22 protein-coding genes are annotated in these 21318 nt (G+C 61.1%); 6 read left to right on the top strand and 16 right to left on the bottom strand.

Annotated features, from left to right (window positions below; genetic code table 11):
- Positions 1-146 precede the first annotated feature (146 nt).
- A complete protein-coding gene (locus Q355_RS0101395; RefSeq protein ID WP_027876134.1) occupies positions 147-2198 on the bottom strand; it encodes a (Fe-S)-binding protein in 2052 nt (683 codons plus the stop codon).
- 110 nt (positions 2199-2308) lie between these two features.
- Here Q355_RS0101395 and Q355_RS0101390 point away from each other — a divergent pair, with 110 nt between their 5' ends.
- Complete coding sequence (locus tag Q355_RS0101390) at positions 2309-2563, top strand: hypothetical protein (protein ID WP_245597446.1); 255 nt, start codon at positions 2309-2311, stop codon at positions 2561-2563.
- Here the strand turns inward: Q355_RS0101390 and Q355_RS0101385 are convergent.
- The 12 genes from Q355_RS0101385 to Q355_RS0101325 all read right to left on the bottom strand — a co-directional run bounded on the left by Q355_RS0101385 (position 2560) and on the right by Q355_RS0101325 (position 13076).
- Complete coding sequence (locus Q355_RS0101385; RefSeq protein WP_027876132.1) at positions 2560-3027, bottom strand: CAP domain-containing protein; 468 nt, start codon at positions 3025-3027, stop codon at positions 2560-2562. The two genes, Q355_RS0101390 and Q355_RS0101385, sit on opposite strands and share 4 nt — an antisense overlap.
- Positions 3028-3102: 75 nt before the next feature.
- The gene (locus Q355_RS0101380; RefSeq protein WP_027876131.1) at positions 3103-3552 is read right to left on the bottom strand and encodes a divergent PAP2 family protein; all 450 of its coding nucleotides are present in this window, start codon (positions 3550-3552) and stop codon (positions 3103-3105) included.
- Between the two features lie 65 nt (positions 3553-3617).
- Positions 3618-4478 carry a bifunctional methylenetetrahydrofolate dehydrogenase/methenyltetrahydrofolate cyclohydrolase FolD gene (gene folD, locus Q355_RS0101375; protein WP_027876130.1) on the bottom strand — a complete coding sequence of 287 codons (861 nt, stop codon included), beginning with the start codon at positions 4476-4478 and terminating at the stop codon, positions 3618-3620.
- 36 nt (positions 4479-4514) lie between these two features.
- Positions 4515-4973 carry a transcription antitermination factor NusB gene (nusB, locus tag Q355_RS0101370; protein WP_027876129.1) on the bottom strand — a complete coding sequence of 153 codons (459 nt, stop codon included), beginning with the start codon at positions 4971-4973 and terminating at the stop codon, positions 4515-4517.
- A 146-nt stretch (positions 4974-5119) separates the two neighbouring features.
- On the bottom strand, positions 5120-5455 hold the full coding sequence (locus Q355_RS0101365) for an Asp23/Gls24 family envelope stress response protein (protein WP_027876128.1): 336 nt from the start codon (positions 5453-5455) through the stop codon (positions 5120-5122).
- A gap of 533 nt (positions 5456-5988) precedes the next feature.
- Positions 5989-7059, bottom strand: a complete 1071-nt coding sequence (locus Q355_RS0101360; protein ID WP_027876127.1) for a branched-chain amino acid ABC transporter permease — start codon at positions 7057-7059, stop codon at positions 5989-5991.
- Positions 7060-7168: 109 nt separating this feature from the next.
- Positions 7169-9076 (bottom strand): AMP-binding protein, encoded by a 1908-nt coding sequence (locus tag Q355_RS0101355; RefSeq protein WP_027876126.1) that lies wholly within the window; start codon positions 9074-9076, stop codon positions 7169-7171.
- Between the two features lie 46 nt (positions 9077-9122).
- Complete coding sequence (locus tag Q355_RS0101350; protein WP_027876125.1) at positions 9123-9878, bottom strand: ABC transporter ATP-binding protein; 756 nt, start codon at positions 9876-9878, stop codon at positions 9123-9125.
- Entirely contained in the window at positions 9871-10065 is a 195-nt protein-coding gene (locus Q355_RS16630; RefSeq protein WP_156941850.1) for a hypothetical protein, read from the bottom strand. The genes Q355_RS0101350 and Q355_RS16630 overlap by 8 nt, the downstream gene beginning before the upstream one ends.
- Positions 10056-10841: an ABC transporter ATP-binding protein gene (locus Q355_RS0101340; RefSeq protein WP_027876124.1), complete on the bottom strand. Its 786-nt coding sequence runs from the start codon at positions 10839-10841 to the stop codon at positions 10056-10058. Before Q355_RS0101340 ends, Q355_RS16630 begins: the two co-directional genes overlap by 10 nt.
- 44 nt (positions 10842-10885) lie before the next feature.
- Positions 10886-11800: a branched-chain amino acid ABC transporter permease gene (locus Q355_RS0101335; RefSeq protein ID WP_036258446.1), complete on the bottom strand. Its 915-nt coding sequence runs from the start codon at positions 11798-11800 to the stop codon at positions 10886-10888.
- 88 nt (positions 11801-11888) lie between these two features.
- Positions 11889-13076, bottom strand: coding sequence for an ABC transporter substrate-binding protein (locus Q355_RS0101325; RefSeq protein WP_027876122.1), 1188 nt, complete (start codon positions 13074-13076; stop codon positions 11889-11891).
- Positions 13077-13328: 252 nt separating this feature from the next.
- Here Q355_RS0101325 and Q355_RS0101320 point away from each other — a divergent pair, with 252 nt between their 5' ends.
- Both Q355_RS0101320 and Q355_RS0101315 read left to right on the top strand, forming a co-directional pair.
- Positions 13329-13937 (top strand): FMN-binding negative transcriptional regulator, encoded by a 609-nt coding sequence (locus Q355_RS0101320; protein WP_027876121.1) that lies wholly within the window; start codon positions 13329-13331, stop codon positions 13935-13937.
- Positions 13934-14572 carry a GNAT family N-acetyltransferase gene (locus tag Q355_RS0101315; protein ID WP_027876120.1) on the top strand — a complete coding sequence of 213 codons (639 nt, stop codon included), beginning with the start codon at positions 13934-13936 and terminating at the stop codon, positions 14570-14572. The genes Q355_RS0101320 and Q355_RS0101315 overlap by 4 nt, the downstream gene beginning before the upstream one ends.
- A gap of 17 nt (positions 14573-14589) precedes the next feature.
- On the opposite strand, the gene Q355_RS0101310 is transcribed toward Q355_RS0101315, so the two are convergent.
- Genes Q355_RS0101310 through Q355_RS0101300 form a run of 3 tightly spaced genes read right to left on the bottom strand, consistent with a single transcriptional unit; the run spans position 14590 to position 17860 of the window.
- The gene (locus Q355_RS0101310) at positions 14590-15090 is read right to left on the bottom strand and encodes a DinB family protein (protein ID WP_036258444.1); all 501 of its coding nucleotides are present in this window, start codon (positions 15088-15090) and stop codon (positions 14590-14592) included.
- A 41-nt stretch (positions 15091-15131) separates the two neighbouring features.
- Complete coding sequence (locus Q355_RS0101305) at positions 15132-16448, bottom strand: TldD/PmbA family protein (protein WP_027876118.1); 1317 nt, start codon at positions 16446-16448, stop codon at positions 15132-15134.
- 17 nt (positions 16449-16465) lie between these two features.
- On the bottom strand, positions 16466-17860 hold the full coding sequence (locus Q355_RS0101300) for a TldD/PmbA family protein (RefSeq protein ID WP_027876117.1): 1395 nt from the start codon (positions 17858-17860) through the stop codon (positions 16466-16468).
- Positions 17861-17988: 128 nt separating this feature from the next.
- Here Q355_RS0101300 and Q355_RS0101295 point away from each other — a divergent pair, with 128 nt between their 5' ends.
- The 3 genes from Q355_RS0101295 to Q355_RS17280 all read left to right on the top strand — a co-directional run.
- Positions 17989-19221 carry an N-acetylmuramoyl-L-alanine amidase family protein gene (locus tag Q355_RS0101295; protein WP_245597445.1) on the top strand — a complete coding sequence of 411 codons (1233 nt, stop codon included), beginning with the start codon at positions 17989-17991 and terminating at the stop codon, positions 19219-19221.
- 28 nt (positions 19222-19249) lie between these two features.
- Complete coding sequence (locus Q355_RS0101290; RefSeq protein WP_084496014.1) at positions 19250-20956, top strand: Eco57I restriction-modification methylase domain-containing protein; 1707 nt, start codon at positions 19250-19252, stop codon at positions 20954-20956.
- 195 nt (positions 20957-21151) lie between these two features.
- Positions 21152-21318 (top strand): transposase (locus Q355_RS17280; protein ID WP_156941848.1); only part of this gene is annotated, 167 nt, incomplete at its 3' end.

Below are 21318 nucleotides of genomic sequence, written 5' to 3'. Positions count from 1 at the left end.
TCGCCAGGGCGAGCCCATCGGGGATTCATCAGGTACGAGGCCAGTCTACCCAGTTTGCAACCCGAACTTCAACACCCAGCGATTCTTACTTTCCTCCCGCCTGGCTCAAACACCGGGCCAGAACAGATTCACAGGAAAAGCGCCGACTAATCGGTGGCCGGGCCGGTTTGCTTGCTCTTCAGGCGCTCTACCACCAACTCGGAGACGTCCAGCACCCGAGGGGCCTCGCCTTCAGGCTCCTGGGCGGTCTCGAGGTTCATCATCTGCATACAGAAGGGGCAGCCCACCGCAATGGTCTCGGCCCCGGTGGCCTTTAGCTCGCGGTAGCGGTGGGTGGAAACTCGTTCGTTGCCGGGCTCTTCTTCTTTCCAGAACTGCGCCCCGCCCGCCCCACAGCAGAAGCTATCCTTGCCGTGGCGGGGGGGTTCCTGTAGCGCCAACCCGGTAGCCTGGATGACCTGGCGGGGTTCTTGCAGTACGCCGTTGTGCCGGCCCAGGTAGCAGGGGTCGTGGTAGGTGACCGCGCCGCTCATGGGAAGCAGCTCGAGCTTCCTGGCATCAATCAGCTCGGCGATATAGTCGGTGTGGTGCTTGACGGTATAGTGGCCGCCAAAGTCCTTGTACTCGTTGGCCAGGGTGTGGAAGCAGTGCGGACAGGTGGTCACGATGGTCTTGGGCCGGGCCTCCATGGCGGCGTTTAAGGTCTCCACATTTTCTGTAGCCAACTGCATGAACAAGAACTCGTTGCCGGCCCGCCGGGCCGCGTCCCCCGTGCATTTTTCTTGCTTGCCCAGCACTGCCCAGCTCACACCGGACTCGTGCAGAATTTCGGCAAAAGCCCGGGCGGTCTTCTGGGCCCTGGGGTCGTAGGCGGGTGCACAGCCCACCCAGTAGAGCACCTCGGCCTCGGGGTTCTCACTTATCGTCTTGACCTGGAAGGGTAGCCCTTCGGCCCAGGCCAGACGTTTGTCCGCCCCCAGGTTCCAGGGGTTGCCGTTGCGCTCCATGCCTTTGAAAGCGTTGTTCAGCTGCGATGGAAACTCGCCCTGCATCATCACCTGCTCGCGCCGCACATCCAGGATGTGCAGCATGGGCTCGTTGCCGACCGGGCAGACCTCCACACAGGCGTTGCAGGTCGTACAGGCCCAGAGGGCTTCTTCATTCAGGGCAAAGTCCAGCAGGGGGCGGGGGCTCTCCTGCCCCGCGGCAAAGGCCGGCAGAATTTGGTTGAGCTCGTAGCGCTCGTTGATGAGGATGGCCGAGGGCGAAAGGGCCTTGCCGGTGGTGTAGGCCGGGCAGACCTCCTGGCAGCGGTTGCACATGATGCAGCTATAGGCATCCAGCAGGCGGGGCCAGGTGAAGTCCTCGAGCTTAGCCACTCCAAACTTCTCGAGCTTTTCCAGCTCTTCAAAGTCTTTGGCGATGGGCAGCAGGGCCCCTGGCTTTTCCTTCTTGAAGGCCAGGTTGAGGGGAGCCAGGAACAGGTGAATGTGCTTGGAGCGGGCAAAATAAGGAATAAATACCAGAATCGAGCCGATGGCAAACCACCAAAAAAGGTGCTCCAGGACCACCAGCCGGTCTACATCCACCCACATGAACAGGTTGCTGGCCAGACTGGCTACCGGTTGGAAGGGGTCGGGGCCGTACTCGAGGTTAGCGGCCTGGGCGGCTTTGTGCAGCAGGCGGCTGCCCACATGAAAAAGAATAAAACCACCCACAATCGCGCTATCGGTGGGAATACCCTTGCGCACATTCTCGTGCAGAAGGGTCTTCTCGTTCCAGCTAAAAGTCTTGCGCCCCAGGCTGGAGTAGCGCCGAATGAGAAGGCCGATAATGCCGAGAAGGATCAGAGCAGTGAGGATGTCGGCCATCAGATTGTAGCCATTCCAGAAACCACCCCGGGCCTTGAAGGGCAAGAAACCCTCGAGCACGTCCACCAGGTTCACGCTCAGGTAAAACACAAAGCCATAGAACACAAAAGCGTGCAACAGGCTCACCCAGGGCCGCTTCTTGAAGACCGTCTGCATGGTGAGGGTCTGCCAGAGGGCCCGGCCCACTCGAGCCGGCAGGTTGTCGAAGCGATCTTCCGGCTGGCCCCGACGGATGGCTTTGTAAACGCGGTAAAGCGCTCCTCCACCAAAATAAAGCGAGGCCAGCACCAGCAGCAAGAAAAGGATTTTTTCTGGGGTAGTCAGCATGGGGCTCCCTTCGAGCGAGTAAAAATTGTACTGGGTATAAGTTTATTGCTCGACCAGGCAGTTATCAAGTGCAGAGGCTACCGAACTCACGCATCGTACAATGTTGGGTGATGAACATCACCGTGAATGCCTTTGTGTTGGCCTGGGCCTTGCTGCTGGTGTTTGCTGCTTTCAACAACTACATCATCTACCGGCTTCTGCGGGAACGAAACCGCACCGAGCTAATGTGGATTGGCGTAGTCGCTACTATCGTTCCGGTGGGACTTTTTGCCCTGTGGCCGGGGGCGCTCACCCTGATGTCGTTCCCGCTCATTCAGAGCATTGGGATGCTGGTCATTATGCGCCTGGTGCAACGGCAAGGCTAGCGCGGCTGGGCCAGCACCACCGCCCAGGCATGACCAGCTTTCGAGAGCCCCGCGCCTGCTTCGGTGTAGTGGGGGTTCATGATCGCCCGGCAGTGCACCGGCGAACGCAGCCACCAGCGCACGGCCCGAGCCGGGTCGCTGCTGCGGCCCCTGAAGATAATCTCCGACATGCGTAAATAGCCATAGCCAGCCCTGGCGACCCGCACCCGTGGCCCCACCCCTCTAAAATAGTGCGACATGAAGCCATAGCGCCCCATATTGAGGGCATGGCTTTTGGCAGCTTGAGCCAGGGTTGCCTCGTAGCGCAAAGGCGGGAGGCTATACCCACCCCCACCCCCACGGCAGGCCACACCCCTGGCCCGGGCTTCGTTCAGAAGCGAGAGAACTTGCTCCTCCAGCCGGGCGGCAGGCTGCGCAAAGGCGGGAAAACCCAATGCGATGAGCAGCCAGCAGAGTCGCTTCATATTGGATCACCCAAAAGCTACCACAAGCCACCCATCCTGGCCCATACCCCCCCCAGGTCAGCCACCACCCGTGGTTTACAGCAGGCTAAAACTAAGCAGCGCAAAAAGAATGCCCAAAATAGCGCCGACGGCAACCTCGAGGTAGGTGTGGCCCAGCAGTTCTTTTAGGGGCTCGGGCCGCGGGCCATGTTCAAAGACTGCGCGAAACTCTTCAAACAGGTCGTTCAGGCGTTCGGCGTGAAGCCCTGCTGCCCGGCGGATGCCGGTGGCGTCGTACATCACGATGATAGCCAGCACCACCGCAATAGCAAAAAAAGCGCTTCCCAGCCCCTCGGTAATGCCCACCCCGGTAGCCAGAGCAGCCACCGTAGCCGAGTGGGAGGAAGGCATGCCCCCGGTCTCGGCCAGGCGCTCCCACTCCCAGCGGCGCTCAACCAGATAGTAGATAAAAAGCTTGAGAAGCTGGGCAAAAACACTGGCCAGAATGGCTGTCCAGAGCACCTGGTTGGAGAGCAAATCACCCATAATCAGAGCTACCTGCTAGATTCTACCCCTTGGTGCTGCCCATGCGGGAATAATGGCTGCAACAGTCAGCCCGCATATCTTGCCCGCCGCCGCATGGCCGCCACTACTGTATTGTGCAAAAGCATGGCTACCGTCATGGGCCCCACCCCTCCCGGAACCGGGGTCATGGCCGAGGCTACCGTAGCCACCTCGGGGGCCACGTCCCCCACCAGGATGTCACGGCCCTTGGCGTTCTGGCCCACCCGGTTGATGCCCACATCCACCACCACTGCCCCAGGCCGTACCATCTCGGGCGTAATGAGGCCCGCTTTCCCCACCGCAGCCACCAGCACCTCGGCCCGGCGACACACACCGGCTAGGTCGTGGGTGCGCGAGTGAGCCAGGGTCACGGTGGCATTTTCCCGCAGCATCATGGCGGCCAGGGGCTTGCCCACCAGGTTGCTGCGCCCCACAATCACCACCTCCTTGCCCGCCAGTGGAATCTGGTAGTGCTTCAGGATACGCATGACCCCGGCGGGCGTGCAGGATTCCAGGGCTTCCAGGCCCATCCACATTCGCCCGGCGTTAACCGGGGTCAGGCCATCCACGTCCTTCAGGGGGTTGATGGTTTCCAGCACGGTGTTGAAGTCTACCTGTTTAGGCACCGGCGACTGCACCAGGATGCCATCCACCTCGGGGTCGGCGTTGAGCTGGGCGATGTGGGCCAGGAGTTCTTCCTGGGAAGTGCTTTCGGGAAACACATCCACCTGGCTGGACAGACCCAGTTTTTTGGCCTGTCGGTCTTTTAGCCGCACATAGGCAACCGAGGCCGGGTCTTCCCCCAGCCGCACCACCCGCAGGTGAGGCACATAAGGCAGCTTAGAGAGCAGGTCTTGCAGCTCCTGATAAACAGCCTCCGCTACAGGAGGGCCGGATAGTTCAAGCATGGGCCACCTCTTGGATTGTTTGACGCAAACGGCGATTTACTCGTTCTTGGTTACTGCCGACAACTCGCCCGCTTCGATGCGTTTGAGCAGGCGGGCCAGTACTCCGTTCACAAAGCGCCCGGAGTCTTCACCGCCGTAGCGCTTGGCAATCTTGACCGCCACTTCGATAAGGGGCGCATAGGGCGTAGGCTCAAAGAGCATCTCATAGGCAGCCAGCCGCAAGACCGCCAGGTCGGTCTTGGCCATCTGGCCAAAGCTCCAGCCTTCGATGGTGCTTGCCAGCACCTCGTCCACGGTTTGTTGTTGGGCCTGGTAGCCCTGCACCAGGCGATGGGCAAAAGAAAGCCCCTCACCGTCGAGCACATCGGCGTCCTGGTCGGACTCCTCGGGTTCTACCTCCTGGGTAGCGTGCTGCCAGGCCGCCTCGAGCGGAACCCCACCCACTGCGTGCTCAAAAAGCACCTTGAAGACCAGCTCACGCGCCTTACGCCGCATCTGGCCTCCAACTCGCGCGAGAAGCAGCAAAGCAAGCTTGCAGCCTTTCCCTGGGGCAATTTTTGCCATCCTTGCCGGCGGCAAAGAACAGCCGCTGCACGCTCATTTGAGCGCTGAATCTGAGGTAGTTCCTACCAAAAGCCATGCTAGGCTGCATTGGACTCCTTATATTCAACAGCCACCACCGTAACATTAACGGCCTTAACCTTGAGACCCGTAGAGGCTGTTAGAGCGTCGCCAACAGTACGCTGGGCTTCCTTGGCTGCCTCTATTACAGACTTGCCGTAGTCCACACTCACGTTCAAATCCACCACCAGTGTCTCGCCCTCACGCTCGATACGTACCGGACGTGAGCGGCGCCCCGAAAGCACGTCGCCCACACTCCGGCTACCCGCCTGGGCCAGCCGCAGCCCCTTTTGCCCTTCCAGGGCCAGCGTTACCAGGCTGACCAGGGCCGATTCGGAAAGGTCGTAGTCCACCATGCCCGTAGTTTACCCGCTAAGGGTAAAGAGCACAAAAGGCCCGCCCATCAAAGTGCGGTGATGCCAGTACCCCGGTGTGGCTTACCTGGAAATGAACCCACATCCAGGTCGTCATATGAACCCCGCCTGAATCGTTCCGTTGGGGATTGTTGAAGCATCATCGTTTTTCAAGCTGTTATACCAGATTCGGTTAGTTCGTCACCGAACGGTGTCGAACTAACCCGACCGAAGGGAGTGCTCTAGGATTCAAAAAGATAGCCTCTTAGCGCTTTTTATTTGAAGATTATCTTTTTGAATCCGGTATTACTACCCGCGCTTCAGGCGGGAACCCCAGAAAAAGAACAAATCAAAGACATTCCTTATCAAAGGTTAGCGCCCTTCATAGTCCTTGAACCTGTCATCAACATTACTACTGCGCCCTGCACAGGATAGTGGCCTCCTTTATGAGAGGCCATGCCTGTGAAGAGTGCGATAAATAAGCAGCCAGCCACCCTCTACTGGGCCCAAATCCAGTCGGGGGCTGGCCTGCAGGCTTAATAGGGCAGTGGCCAGGTTCGGAAGTAATCCCGAATACGACCCCACAAACCCACCAGTCCCCTGGGTTCTAGAATCAAGAAAAGCAGAATCAACACCCCAAAGAGCACGCTGCGCCAGGCCGAAAGCTGGGCCACGTACTGCGGCCCAAAAGCCCCGGCCAGTACGCTCAGGGTCTCGGGAATCAGCACGATAAACAAGGCCCCCAACACCGCGCCCAACACCGTGCCGGCCCCACCCACGATCACAATGGCCAGATACTGAATGCTAAAAGCCAGTACGAAGTTCTCTGGGGTAACCGCCCCAATCAGGTGCATCAAAATGCCCCCGGCAATGCCCCCGTAGAAGGCCGAAAGGGCAAAAGCGGTAAGCTTGGAGCGCACCAGGTCTACGCCGGAGAGCTGGGCCGAGAGGTCGTTGTCGCGCACCGCAAACCAGGCCCGACCCGCACGGGTCGAGAGCAAGCGCTTGGCGTAGAAAAACATCGGGATGGCAAAAGCCAGCCCAAGGTAGAAAACCACCCGGTCGTCGGCCAGGGGCAGCCCAAGAAAGGTGCCTTCGGCTGGCAGCTTGCGCCCAGCCACCCCGCCGGTGAAGTCGGTCCAGCGTTTGAATATGTAGTCGGCCAGGAACTGAAAAGCCAGGGTGGCAATGGCCAGGTAGGCCCCTTTGATGCGCAACGAGGGTATGCCCAGCACAATCCCGATACTGGCAGCCGCCAGCCCGCCCAGCAAAATTCCCAGCGGGGCCAGATCACCGGAAAGGTGGCTCGAGGTATAGGCGCCAATGCCCACAAAGGCAGCCTGGCCCAGCGAAATCTGGCCCGCCCCACCTACCAGCAGGTGCAAGCCCAAGCCTGCCAGGGCCGCCACCAGAATCTGGGTGGCTACAAACAAGGGATACTGGGGCAGCAGCAAAGGAAGTGCCAGTACACCAATTATCGCCACCACCAGCCAAAAGCGCCCCTGTGGCGTACTGGCATAGGCTTCGTCTTGACGATAGTCTTCGCGCACCGTTCGAGAAAAACGGCGGCTGAAGGCATCGGTAAGGGTTTGACTCAAGCGGTACATGGTTGGGTCTCCTCGAGGTTCGACACTATCGGGCAGTCCAGCGGTGCCAGGGTGCAGGAGAACCCTGCCTTAGCAACACGGGCATCTTTGCGGTTTCTGCCATGTTCCATCACGCTTTCACCTTTTGCGCCGCCACCGGCTCACCCACATCGGCAATTTGCACTTCGGCCTCGAGGGTCCCTTCACCTTCCAGGTAGCGGATGGGCAGGACGACCTTTACCTGTTTGGAACCGTCGTAGAGCGCGGTCAGCAGACTGGCATAACGGGACTCTACTGTGCCCCGCTTGACCTTGCGGGTACGGGTAATTTCCTCGTCGTCGGCGTGCAGCTCTTTGGGCAGGATGGCAAAGCGGCGCACCTTTAACTCTTCAGGCAAGCTTTCGCAGGCCATGCGCAACTCCTGGGCGATGAGCTCGTAGACCTGGGGGTTAGAGGTCAGGCTCTGATAGGTGGAAAACACAATGCCGCGTTTGCGCGCCCAGTTCTGGGTATTCTCGGGGTCTAGCTCAATCAGGGCGGTCACAAAAGGCTTGGCATGACCAATGACCACCGCTTCGCGGATGTAGGGGGAGTACTTAAGACGGTTCTCCAGGAATTGCGGCGCAAACCGGGTACCATCGGCCAGGGCACCCACCTCCTTGAGCCGTCCCAGGAGCACCAGATGGCCGTTTTCGTTAAAGAACCCCGCATCTCCGGTGCGGAACCAACCGTCCTCGGTAAAGGTTTCTTTGGTAGCAGCCTCGTTCTTGAAGTAGCCTGCAAATACCTGTCCACCCTTGACCTGAATCTCCCCGTCTTCGGCGATGCGCACCTGGGTATTGCGCAAAGGCTTGCCCACCGTCTCGGGGGGCGTATCGCCGGGCAGGTGGGCTACGCTGGTGGCTGCGGTTTCGGACTGCCCGTAAACCTGACGAATGTCCACACCCAGGGCACGGAAAAAGGTGAAGACCTCCGGGCCCAGTGGAGCGCCGCCCGTGGCGGCAATGCGGCAGGCGGCCAGACCCATGCGGGCCCGGATTGGCCGGGCTACCAGCGGATAGGCCAGGGCCCGGGCCAGGTTCAGGCCAAAGCCAATGGGCTCTTTGCGGAACTCGCGCTGGGCGCACTCGAGCAAAACCCCCATGCCCCAGCGGTAGACCGCCTTCTTGAGGCCGTCGGCATCCTCCATGCGGCTGCGCACGATGGCCGCGGAGTCTTCCCACAGCCTTGCAGGGGCCAGGTAAAAGTCGGGTTGAACTTCCTTGACATCTTCCCGCACGGTGATGATGTCCTCGGGAAAATGCACCACCGTACCATCGGTTAGACTGCGCACCACCGTAAGCATCTGCTCGCCAATCCAGGGGAGCGGAAGGTACGAAAACACCCACTCCCCGCCCCGGATGCTGATGGTCTCGCGGCCCGCCTCGGCTCCGGCAATCAGCTGGGAGTGCGTGAGCATTGCCAGCTTGCTGCGGGCGGTGGTGCCGGAAGTGGGGGCCAAAAGCGCCACGGTATCGGGCCTGACCTGGGCTTTTGCAGCCTGCACAGCCTGCCGGCTTTTTTCGGCCTGGCCCAGCTCCAGCACGCTGCTAAAGGGTCGCACCTGTTCGTTCCAGTATTTGCTCATGCCGGCCTCTTCCCAGACCAGCACGAACTTTAGCTTATCCAGATGGGGCAACACCTTATCAAGCTGTTCTTCATCCGAAAGCACAATGCCAGCGCACTCGGAGAACTCGATAAAGTAGCCCACTTCCTCGGGCATGGCGTCGGCATAGATGCCCATGGGCATGGCCCCCACGGTCTGTGCTGCCACTTCAGCGATCACCCATTCCGGCGCGTTCTGACCCAGGATGGCCAGCACCTTGCCCGGCTCCAAACCCAATTGCAGCAGACCCCCGGCAAGCTGCTCAACCTTCTCTTGTAGGTGGGCCCAGGAAGTGGTTTCCCACACCCCCAGGCGTTTGACACGCAGGGCTGGGGCCTGGGGCTTGGTTTGGGCATGATGGGCCAGATAGTCAATCAGGGTAGTGGGCGTCATGGCCTACCTCCGCGATCTTTCCGATTCAGGGTGCATTTGCTGCACATCATGCACTCCTCCCCAGATAAGCCTCGGCCACGCGCGGGTTCTCCCGCACCCCCGCAGGCGCACCCTGGTATAAGACCTCACCATAGGACATAACCAGCACCCCGGTAGAAAGCTCGAGCACAGCCTTGAGGTCGTGCTCCACCAGTACCAGGGTAACGCCCCACTCGCGCCTCGCATCCAGCAAAAAGCGGGCCAGGTCTTGCTTTTCTTCCAGGCTCAGGCCGGCCATGGGCTCGTCGAGCAAGAGTAGTTTGGGGCGTCCCGCCAGGGCCCGTGCCACCTCTACCCTTTTTTGTAGGCCGTAGGGCAGCGCACCTGCGGGCACGTGGCGGAAAGGTGAGAGGTGCAGGTAGTCCAGCACTTCCTCGGCATGGCGGCGTATTTTCCACTCGAGCGGGGCTTTGGGCATCAGGTCGGTGTAACCCCCCACGGCCAGTTCGGCCCCCAGCTTGACGTTGTCCAGCACGGTCATGCCCCGGAAGAGCTCGAGGTTCTGAAAGGTTCGGCCCAACCCCTTGCGAACCCGCACCTGGGGGCTCTGGCCCGCCAGGTCTTCGCCCAGAAAAAACACCTTCCCTTGCTGGGGCCTGTACAAGCCCGACAGCACATTCAGGAGGCTGGTTTTGCCTGCGCCGTTGGGGCCAATCACCGCGAAAAAATCCCCCCCCGACACGCTAAAGCTCACCCCCACCAGGGCCTTGACGCCCCGGAAGGCAAGGTGCAGATCCTGGGCTTCCAAAAGCACCTTAGACATACCGACCTCCCTGCAGGGCCCAGGCCCAGGGCAGGTAGACTGCAACCTGGGATTTCTTCCCCAAAAGGGCAGACTGGGGCCGCAGCGCCTGGGGGAGCAGGATTGCGCCAGCGCAGGCCCCTTCTCCCCCGCTCGCGCTCCAGCTAAAGCGCTGCTTCATAGCGCTCTTTCTCAGAATTACACCCATCGCTTCCTCCTCCGGTAGCGCTTGGCCTCCGAGAAGCCCCCGGCCACCGCACCCCCCAGGTAGAACTCCATCACGTCGGCGTCGGCCTGGGCTTCCTGGGCAGTGCCCTCGAAGACCACGCGGCCCTGTTCCATTACGTAAACCCGCTCCACGATGGAGAAAGCAGCCCGGGCGTTCTGTTCGACCAGCACCAGGGTCAGGCCCTTGTCGCGGCGCAGCTCGTCCAGTACCCGCATTACCTCATCGGTCAGCTTGGGCGAAAGGCCCAGGCTCGGCTCATCCACCACCAAAATTTTGGGCTCGGTCAGCAGCGCCATGCCCAGCAAGAGCATCTGCTGCTCGCCACCCGAAAGGTAGCCACCCTGCTCGAAGCGGCGCTCGTAGATACGAGGGAAGCGCGTAAATATCTCGTCGGTGATTTCTTTTTGGCGCTGCTGGGTTAGTTTGTGCCCCGCGGCCCGCAGGTTTTCCACAACGGTCAGGTAGCGAAAAATCGGTCGGCCCTCGAGGATTGCGGTAAGACCCAGCTCGGCTACTTTGAGCGCAGGCAGGTGGTTGGTTTCCTGGCCGTTGATGACAATTTTGCCGTCCAGAACCCGGCCATCGTACTGCGGCAGTAGACCTGAAATAGCCCGCACCAGGGTGCTCTTGCCGGCCCCGTTGGGGCCCAGCAGGGCAATGGCCTCGCCAGCACTGGCCCGCATACTCACACCCTGCAAGGCCAGAATCACCCCGCGGTAGACCACTTTTAGGTTTTCAACGTTTATTTCGGCCATATAGCAACCTTAGGTTTTAAGCTCGATATCGGCTGCCCACTCGCTCAGACCCGCTCGATGCGGTGCTGCCCAAACAGTCCATAGGGGCGGAACATAAGCACCAGCAGCACAATCAAGAAGGGGATGGCCTGGGTTATGCCCGGCAGCAAGGACTCGAGGTAAAGCTGGGAGAAGGCCTCGATGAGACCAATAATCAGACCGGCCACCACTGCCCCCGGCACCGAGTCGAACCCCCCCAGGATGGCCACCGGGAACACGATCAGCCCCAGCAGCACCAGGTGGTGCCCCGGCCCACCACCCCCCGCAGCCCCCGCCAGAAAAGCACCACCCACCGTGGCCGTCATGGCCGAGATTCCCCAGGCCATCGCAACCACGCGAGGAGCATTGATGCCCATGGCCAGCGCAGCCGTCTCGCTCTCCGAGACCGCCCGCAGCAGCACCCCGTAACGGCTATACTTGAGCGCAACCACCAGCAAAATAGCCAGGGGCAGGGCCAGAATCAGACCCCACACCGCTTTGGAGGAAAGAAACACGCCCCCCAGATTAAAGGCTAGGTTGGGCATTTCCTTGGGTAGCTGGGAAACATCAGCAGCCCCCATGGCCTTCTGGTCGGGGCCCCAAATCAGTAGGGTTGCACCGTCCAGGGTGGCGGCCAGCCCAATGGTCGCCATAATCACGGCCACCACGTTACGCCCCAGCAGGGGCCGGACAAACCCCCGCTCTACCAGCACCCCAAAGGCAAAGGCCAGGGGTAGCGCCAGCAAAATAGCCAGCCATAGGGGAAAAAAAAGCGACATGGTGTAGGTTAGGTAGGCGCCAATGAGCAAGAACTCCGCGATTGCGAAGTTAACCACGCTGGTTGCTCGATAAACCAGCACAAAGCCAGAGGCGATAAGGGCATACAGCGCACCATTGGCCAGACCGTTGAGGGCGGTTTGTATGACTAAGGCCAGATCCATGTTTTCCTTACAAAAGAGGTTATTCGGTAGGCTCGAGGGCCTCGAGCCTACCATCGGTCTGCTCTTGACCCTCGAGCTCCTAAGATAGCTAGAGTTTTGAACCGTCTACCCAGTCGGTAATGGCATCGAAGCGGCCATCTTTTACGTTGGCTCGCCAGAGCTTGGTAAAGGGCAACCGGCGATTCACCCAACGCATGTTGCGCACCTGGCCTCCGGCGTTGTAGTCGCCCAGCCCCTCCAGGGCCTCAATCATGCCGGGGCGGGTCAGCTTGCCTGCTGCCTGGGCCCGGCGCATGGCCTCGGCGATGACATCCATGGCCATCCAGGAGCCCATGTAGTAGGTGGTGCGGTAGGAGAGGTCGCGGCCTTTGGCCCGGCGCAGCGCCCTAATTTGCTCTACCGCTGGAACCGTAGTGTCGTAGTAGTAGGCGTTGTGGTAGGTCACGATAAAGCCATCGGCGGCAGCCCCGGCCCGCTGCATCAGGGCCAGCTCGGCCGAGTAGTAGGTGCCCATGAAGGTCGCTTTGATCCCCTGCTCGCGAGCGGCCCGCACCACCAGCGGCTCTACCGTGAGCACATAGCCGTGCAGAATGACGAAGTCGGGCTGGGCCTGGCGGAGCTTGGTTACGATGGGGGTGGCATCGGCAATGGCCAGGGGGGTTACTTCCTCTCCTACGATCTGGAAACCCAGCCGGGCCGACTGCTCTTTGATGAAAGGAATGGGATCACGCCCGAACTCGGAGTTGGAGTAGCACAGGAAAATCTTGGCCCCGCGCCCTTTCTGGCGACGAATCTGTTGCAGCAGGGCACCGGCCATGTCGTTGTAGGTGGGGCCAAACACAAAGATGGTGGGGTAGGTGTTGGGGTCGGCCAGCTCGTTGGAGAACGAAGTGGCGGTATAGGGCAGGCGCAGGCGGGTGATTTCCGGGGCTAAGGCCTTGGAAAGGCCGGTGGAGTCACCATAGACAAAGACCAACTCCTCGGGGCTTTCGCGCTGGACGATGCGGTTGAAAACCGCCGTTCCGCGGGCTACGTCGTAGCCGTCATCCTCAACCACCAATTCAAAACGCCGGCCGCCGATACCCCCTGCATCGTTGATGCGGTCGGCGGCATCGCGGAAAGCATCCAGGGCCGCGTTACCTGCAAAAGCAAAGGCGCCCGTAAGGGGGAGAATGGCTGCCAGCTTGACGGGCCGGGCCTGGGCACGGGCAATCATCCAGGGGCTATATACCGTAGAAGCGGCCAAACCAGCTTTAAGCACTTGCCGACGATTCATCTTCATGTACGTCCTCCTTCATCAACAATCGTTTCGATTGTGTTGTGCCCATAGAATACTATGACCCCTCGCATTTTGTGTACCCGGTACAAAACCATCTGGTTTATGGCATCCATCGAATGACCTAGCGCGGTAGTACGCTAGGATAACCCCCTTCTCCCCTACAGGGGCTGTTCAACGATCGGGGCGAGATACAGACATTTTGTCAACATGCCCATTGCAAGCCCTGTGCTGGAGGGCTATACTGAACGGATGTATCTACCCCAGCACTTTGCCATAACAAACCCAGAGGTGCTGTTCGACTTAATGCAGCGGTTTAGCTTTGCCACCCTCGTCTCGGTTCATGAAAACAGGCCCTTTGCTACCCATATACCCTTTGCGGTTTACCCCGAACGAAATCTGCTGGCCAGCCACATGGCCCGTGCCAATCCTCAGTGGACTACTTTTGCTCAAAATGAAGAGGTTCTAGTCATTTTCCAGGGCGACCATAGCTTTATCTCTCCTGCCTGGTACGAGAAACACCCCAGCGTGCCTACCTGGAACTATATGACCGTCCACGCCTACGGCAAGTTGCATATTGTGGAGGAGCCCGCCGTTGTGAAAACCCACCTACACGACCTGGTTGGGCAATATGAACAACAGTGGAAGATGGACGAGCTTCCCCAAGAGTACCTGTACGGAATGATGAAAGGCATTGTAGCTTTCCAGATCGAGATTACCCGACTAGAAGGCAAGTTCAAGCTCTCGCAAAACCGTAGCCGAGCTGACCAGGAGCGGGTTGTGGCAGCTCTGGAACAAAGCCCCCACCCCGGTGACCGGGCAGTCGCCAGGCAGATGAAAAAGAGTTTAGAACAGGCATGAACCCACACCTTACACAGCCCATCACCTTGGAGGGCAAACTCGTTCGGCTCGAGCCCCTGACCCTTCAGCACCTTCCGGCGTTCCTGGCTCTGGCCGGCCTCGAGGACTACCTTTATACCACCGTGCCGAAGTCGAAGGTGGGTATGTGGCGCTATATTCAAGCAGCCCTGGACGAACAGACCCAGGGACAGGCCCTGCCCTTTGCAACGGTGGACAAGCAGGGAAATTGTGTGGTGGGTAGCACCCGCTTTATGACCTTCGAGTACTGGCCCTGGCCTGAGGACAGCCCTCATTACCATCCCCATCGGCCCGATGCGGTGGAAATCGGCCACACCTGGCTGGCCCCCCAGGCCCAGCGCACTGGCCTCAACACCGAAGCCAAGCTCTTGATGTTACGCCATGCCTTCGAGGTGTTCCAGGTACGCCGGGTTACCCTGAAAACCGACACCCGCAACCTGCGCTCACGCCAGGCCATCGAGCGGCTTGGTGCGCACCTCGACGGGATTCTTCGTGCCCATCGCCCCGCTGCCGATGGCGGCATCCGCGACAGCGCGATGTATAGCATTCTGGCCGAGGAATGGCCGATGGTTAAGGCCAGGCTTTTGGGCTTGTTGGCCCAGAAACGCCCCACTTGAAGGTTTCGTAACCCACATTAGCCCGTCTCCACATACGAGGCGATGTACTCGAGCTCCTTCAAGTGCCGCAGATCGTGACCGGCCAGCATCTTGATGATGAAAGCGATGGTCTCGGGGCCGCGCTGGGGGTGGTAGGCCACCTTGTCCCAGTCCTGCGGCTCCAGATTGCGCAAAAGCTCGAGGTTCCACCGCCGCAGGCCACAAAAGGCCTCCAGGGCCAACCTGGCCGAGTAGCTCTCGTAGTTGCGGTAGCGGATGCCCCAGCGGTCGTGGTCGAAGGCCTTGGCCTCCTCGGTGCCGGCCAGGGCCTGGCGCAGGCGGAAGCCGTAGCCAATCTCGAGGTCGGCCAGGTGGCAGTAGATCTCCCCCGCCGTCCAGTGGGTTAGTTCGCAACCCCGGCGCATGTCCAGGCGGGGGAACAGCTCGGTTAGCAGCTCAGGCGTCTGCGCCAGCACTTCCAGGGGGTCGCGCTCGCCCAGGGCCTCGAGGTTCTTCTGGACGTACTCGAGTTTTTCCATATACCTATGGTAGGGCCACCCGCCAGGTACAGAATTCCCCCTCAAGCCCCGGCAAAGGACAGCTCAGCCACCTCGACCATGGGCGAGCCCACCATGCCCATCATGGGGTTCCACTCGAGCTCGCGGCCCAGGGCGGTGATGCGGCTGAGCAGCTCCAAGAAGTTGCCGGCCACCGTGAAGTTCTCCACCGGGTAGGCCACCTCACTACCTTCCACCCTGAGGCCCAGGGCTTGCAGGCTGAACTCCCCCGAGATGGGGTTGGCCCCGGCGTGCAGGCCCATCAGGTCGGTGACCACGATGCCGTTGTCCATCTGCACCCCTTGGCCGGGCTGCACGAACAGGTTGGTGGGGGCAATGCCCAGCACCCCCTTGTAGCTGCGCGCCGCGTGGCCGGTATTTTCCACCCCCATCTTCCGGGCGGTCTCGGAGTTGTGGGCAAAGGTGCGCAGGATGCCGTTCTCGATAAACACCGTGCGGCGGGCTGGGGTGCCCTCGGCGTCGAAGGGGCGCGAGGCCAGGCCGTCCGGCAGGGTGGGGTCATCAACCAGGGTGAAGATTTCCGAGGCGATTTTCTGCCCCACTCGGCCCGCCAGCAGGCTCTTGCCCTCGAGCACGTTTTTGGCCGAGAGCAAAAACCAGCCCATCATGCCCACCAGTTGGGCAAAGGCCTTGGGCTCAAAATAGGCCTTGTAGCGCCCGGTTTGGAGGGGGCGGGCCCCCAGCAGGCGTCCGGTATGGTGGAGGAACTGCTGGGCGGTGCGGCCCGGCTCGAGGGCATGAAACTCTTTGGCCAGGTCGAACTCCCAGCCCTGCTTGAGGCTCTTCCCCTCGCCCATCACCGCGCTGGTCAGGAGCAGGGCGTAGCCGTTGCGAAAAGCCCCCGCAACCCCTCGGGTGGAGCCCAGCGTGGCCTGGGTCTCCTGCTCGGAGTAACGGGTCATCTGCACCTGCAAAACCCTGGGGTCGGCCCGCAGACCGGCCTCGAGGTCCAGCGCCGCCTGGCGCTTGTGCTCGAGCGGGGCCGAAAGCCCCTCACCCAAGAGGTCATGGCGGCCCAGCTCGCCCCCAGTCGGCAAGAAACCCCCCGTCTCGGACTGCAAAAGGGCGTTTTCGTGGGCCTCCTGCAGCACCCAGTCGAGGGCCTCTGGGGTGCGCTCCTCGGTATAGGCGTAGCCGGTCTTGCCCTGCACCACCACCCGCACCCCCAGCCCACCCTGGGTGGCCTGGGTAATTTCTTCCACCTTGCCGCCGTGGGCCTGGATGGTTAGCTCGCGGCTATAGGTGGCCAGCACCTCGGCGTCAATGCCCATGGCACGGGCCTTTTGCAACAGATAATCTCTGGCTTCTTCAAAAGTCATGGTTCTATCCCCCAGCTTCAAGCCTGTCCTCCCACCACAATTTCCGAGATCAGCAGGTGGGGCTGGCCCACCTCCACCGGCAGGCTACCGGAAAGCGAGCCGCACATGCCGGGGCCCGTCTCGAGGTCGTCCGAGACCGCCACAATTTTCTGAATGCTCTCGGGGCCCTTGCCCACCAGCATGGCCCCCCGCACCGGTTCCTCGATGCGCCCGTGGCGGATGATGTAGCCCTCCTTAACCCCAAAGTTGTACTCGCCCGAGCCGGGCCGCACCTGCCCCCCGCCCATATCGGCGGCGTAGAGGCCATACTCGATGCCCTCGAAGAGCTTTTCCTTGGGGGTGGCGCCGGGGGCGATAAAGGTATTGCGCATGCGGCTGGTGGGGGCGAAGGTGTAGTCCTGGCGGCGGCCCGAGCCGGTGGGGCGGTAGCCGGTGAGCAAGCTGCCCAGCCGGTCCACCATGTAGCTTTTGAGCACCCCATTCTCGATCAGCACGGTGCGCTCGGTGGGCCGACCTTCGTCGTCGAACTCCTGCGAGCCCCAGCCGTGGGGGGTGGTGCCGTCGTCGATGTAGGTCACGCAGTCCGAGGCCACTTTTTCGCCCAGTTTGTCGGAGAGCACGCTGGCTTTTTTGGCCACCGAGGTGGTCTCCAGCAGGTGACCCAGGGCCTCGTGGAAGATCACCCCGCCAAAGCCGTTGCCAATCACCACCGGCATGGTACCGGCGGGGGCCGGTTTGGCCCGCAGGTTGGTCAGGGCTTGCAGGCCGGCCCTGCGCCCCACCTCGGCGGGGGGGTAGCGGTCGAAGAGCTCGAGGCCCACGCTCAGCCCCGGCCCAGCCGATCCGGTTTGCATCCCCGACTCATCCTGGGCGATGGCGGTTATGGCCAAGCGGGTGCGTACCCGACGGTCTTCGGCCCAGGCACCCTCGCTGGTAGCCACCAGTACTTCCTGTTCCCACTCCAATAGATTGGTCTGCACCTGCTTGATCTGCGGCCCTACCCTGGCCCCGGCCTCGGCCTCGAGGATGCGCTCGAGGCGGTAGCGCTTGTCCTTAGCGGTAAAGGGAATCTGGGGGGCGTGCAGCCCCTGGGCCACCGTCTTGCGAAAGTCGAGGCCGCCTATGCCCTGGGCATCCACCTGGCCCGCGCTGCCCTTGAGCCTGACCAGGGTATCGGCCACCTCGAGCAGGCTCGCAGGGCTCAGGTCGTTGGTATAGGCGTAGACTACCTCCGTACCGTAAAAGAGCCGCAACCCGGCCCCGTACTCGAGGCCGCCAGTGGCCTCCTTCACCTCACCCGAAAGCACCCGCATGGCCCGCCGCCGCCAACGTTCCACGTAGAGCTCCGCAAAGTCGGCCCCACCTTGTCGGGCCCGCCGTAGCACATCACCTACCAATGCTTGGTCTAACACACAACCTCCTTTTGGTGAGATTAGCCTAACAGCCTTTGCTGGGGGCTATGCTACCCAGGTTGCATTTTGAACGCCCCAGGTTGTGCTCATCCTGAATTGTCCAGTCGGCTTAAACTAAGGCGATTTTGATGAGGCACCTTTCCCGTCTGTGGTTCTTTTTGCCTGCGCTCCTTAGTTCCAGCGTCTGGGGTCAAAACCTGCCGCCCATACGTGTCGGCGACCAGCCTGGCTTTACCAGGGTGGTACTGGACTTGCCCAAAGAAGCAACCTACACCATCGAACCCCTGGGGGCAGCCCTGCGCGTAACCCTGCCCGATCAGCAGGTCGAGCCGGGGATTCACTTCGTGAGCCAGCCCGAGCTGGCCGGGTATGTGCTCGAGCAGCACGAAGACAAGGCGGTGCTAATCCTGCTCACCCCCCAGGGGGTTACGCCCCGCTCCGGCTACCGCACCATGACCCTGGCAGCCCTGCAAGGCGACGGACAGCGCCTGGTCATTGACCTCTCGGGGGCTTTTGTGGATACCAGCCCGCTGCCAGCCTTTCCGGAGTTTCGCTTCGTGAAGGCGGGTGGGCGGCGTTTTGCGGTGGTGGTGGACGCCGGGCACGGCGGCCCCGACCCTGGGGCTATGGGGCCGGTAGTCGAAAAGGCGGTGAACCTCGAGGTGGCCCTGCGGGTGCGCCGCTTTTTGCAAAACGCGGGCGTGGACGTCACCATGACCCGCGAAAGCGATGCGGCTTTTTCGTCAGACAAGCGTACCGACCTAACCCAGCGCGTAGCCCTGGCCGAGGGCAAAGACCTCTTCGTCTCCATCCATGCCAACGCCACCGTGCCAGCCCGCGCCGACGGCTGGTGCGGCCTCGAGGTCTACTACTTTGGCCCCTCCTCGGCCCGCCCTTTCTTTCCACCGCCAGCACCCCTAGCCCCCACCCCGCCCATCGCCGTTGCGCCCAGCCCGTTGGATGCGCTCGCCGCCGCCCAGCCTCCCTCTACGCAAGTGGAACCACTTGACCCAGGCACCCAGCCCAGCCTCGAGGATGTCAACCCCATCCCGCCGCAAAACCTGCCCACCCCCACCCCCCAGATGAACTCCGCCCGCCGCATGGAGCTCTCGCGCACCCTGGCCAGCCGGGTGCTTTCATACACACTGGGGGCCACCGCGGCCGTCAACCGTGGGGTGCGCAGCGCCGATTACTTCGTCATCCGCTACACCAGCGTCCCGGCCATACTGGTCGAAGTGGGCTACCTGAGCCATCCCCTCGAAAGCCAGAACCTGCGCAACCCCCACTACCTCGACCGCATCAGCTACGGTGTGGCCCGAGGGGTATTGGAGTACCTGGAAAATGACCATCCGCTACAGTAGGGTTTTGAGCGACACCTTGGGGCCTGTTATGACCTCCACTTTTTTTGACCCAGACGCACATCTCGCCTCGGCCATAGAGCCTCTGTCGGGGGCCAACGGGGCCCCTTTAGGCGCCGTCTTCACCCGTCCTGAGGTGGTCGAGTTCATCCTGGATCTCAGCGGTTACACCGACAACCTGCCGCTGCAACATAAACGCATCCTGGAACCATCTTTTGGTGGGGGCGATTTTCTTTTTGCCATCATACGCCGGCTGCTATCGGCCTGGCGGGCCAGGGGACGGCCCCGTGCCGCACTGGACGAGCTGGCCCAGGCCATCAAGGCGGTTGAGCTGCACCGCGAAACCTTCGACGCGACCCGTACAGATGTCATAGCCTTGCTAGAGCAGGAAGGGCTGAGCAGGCAAACCGCTACCGCCCTGGCAGACCGCTGGCTGGTTCAGGGTGATTTTTTGCTCACCCCCATCGAGGGTCCCTTCGACTTTGTGGTGGGAAACCCCCCTTACGTGCGCCAGGAGATGATTCCTGCTGCGCTATTGTCGGCCTACCGAAGCCGCTACGCCACCATTTATGACCGCGCTGACCTTTACATCCCGTTTATCGAGCGCTCGCTGCACCTGCTGGCCGAAGGCGGCACGCTGGGCTTCATCTGCGCCAACCGCTGGGTTAAAAACCGCTACGGGGGCCCGCTGCGCAAGCTGGTAGCGGAAAACTTTCACCTCAAGATCTACGTCGATATGAGCGACACACCAGCCTTTCGTTCCAGCGTAACGGCCTACCCCGCCATCACCGTTATCAGCCGGGACAAACCCGGTCCAACACGCGTTTTTTACCGGCCCCGCCTCGAGCCAAACGAGCTGAGCAGGCTGGCCCAGGCGCTGCGGGCCCCAAGGCTGCCGCAGGACAGCGGGGTGCAGGAGCTGGCCCAGGTTGCCCGTGGCACAGCCCCCTGGCTGCTCGAGGCACCCCACCGGGTGGCCCTCCTTCGCAGGCTCGAAGAGCGCTTCCCGACCATCGAGGAAGTGGGTTGCAAGGTAGGCATTGGGGTAGCCACTGGCGCAGACAAAGCCTTCATTGGTGATTACGAAAGCCTCGAGGTGGAACCTGAGCGCAAGCTGCCGCTGGTCACCACCCAGGACATCCTAGATGGCGAGGTGCGGTGGCAGGGAAAGGGCCTGGTGAACCCTTTTGACGAGGAGGGCCACCTGGTAGACCTGCGGCGCTACCCCCGCCTGCAGGCCTACCTCGAGGCGCGAAGGGAGCTGATCGCAGGCCGCTACTGCGCCCGGCGCTCCCCTGCGCAGTGGTACCGCACCATCGACCGCATTATCCCCTCGCTGGCCAGAACCCCCAAGCTGCTGATTCCCGACATCAAGGGAACAGCACACGTGGTGTTCGAGAAAGGGGCGTTTTATCCACACCACAACCTGTACTACGTAACCTCTGAAACATGGGATCTGCACGCTTTGCAGGCGGTTTTGCGCTCGAGCCTGGCCCGGCTTTTCGTGGCCGCCTATTCAACTAGGATGCGCGGAGGATACCTGCGCTTTCAGGCCCAGTACCTGAGGCGCATTCGAATCCCGCCCTGGAGCGAAGTACCCCAGGTTTTGCGACGAGCGCTTGCCGAGGCCGCGCAAAGGCGAGACCTGGAGGCCTGCAATCAAGCAGTTTTCGAGCTTTTTGGCCTCAGCCGCGATGAGCGGGCTGCCCTCGAGGGTCTGGAGGCACCGCCTACCTGAGCCAAGCCTGAGGCGCTCGATGGTCTTATACCGGATTCAAAAAGATACTCTTCAAACAAAAAACATCAAGGGGCTATCTTTTTGAATCCTAGAGCACTCCCTTCGGTCGGGTTAGTTCGTCACCGTTCGGTGACGAACTAACCGAATCTGGTATTAGAGACTGTCTTAAAACTTTCCCAGACGATATAATCGAGCATGAATAGTCGAGCAAGCTGCTACCCAAGCGATCTTTCGGACAATGAGTGGGCGATACTCGAACCGCTAATGCCCGAGCCCTCCTGCTTCACCCATAGACCAAGGGAACATAGCTGGCGAGAAATCCTCAACGGTATCTTCTACATCACTCGCTCTGGATGCTCCTG

Origin of the sequence: Meiothermus cerbereus DSM 11376 (assembly GCF_000620065.1) — a bacterium.
Classification (GTDB): domain Bacteria; phylum Deinococcota; class Deinococci; order Deinococcales; family Thermaceae; genus Meiothermus; species Meiothermus cerbereus.
The sequence above is the reverse complement of the archived record's forward strand: the minus strand, read 5'-3'. Positions and strand labels throughout refer to the sequence as shown.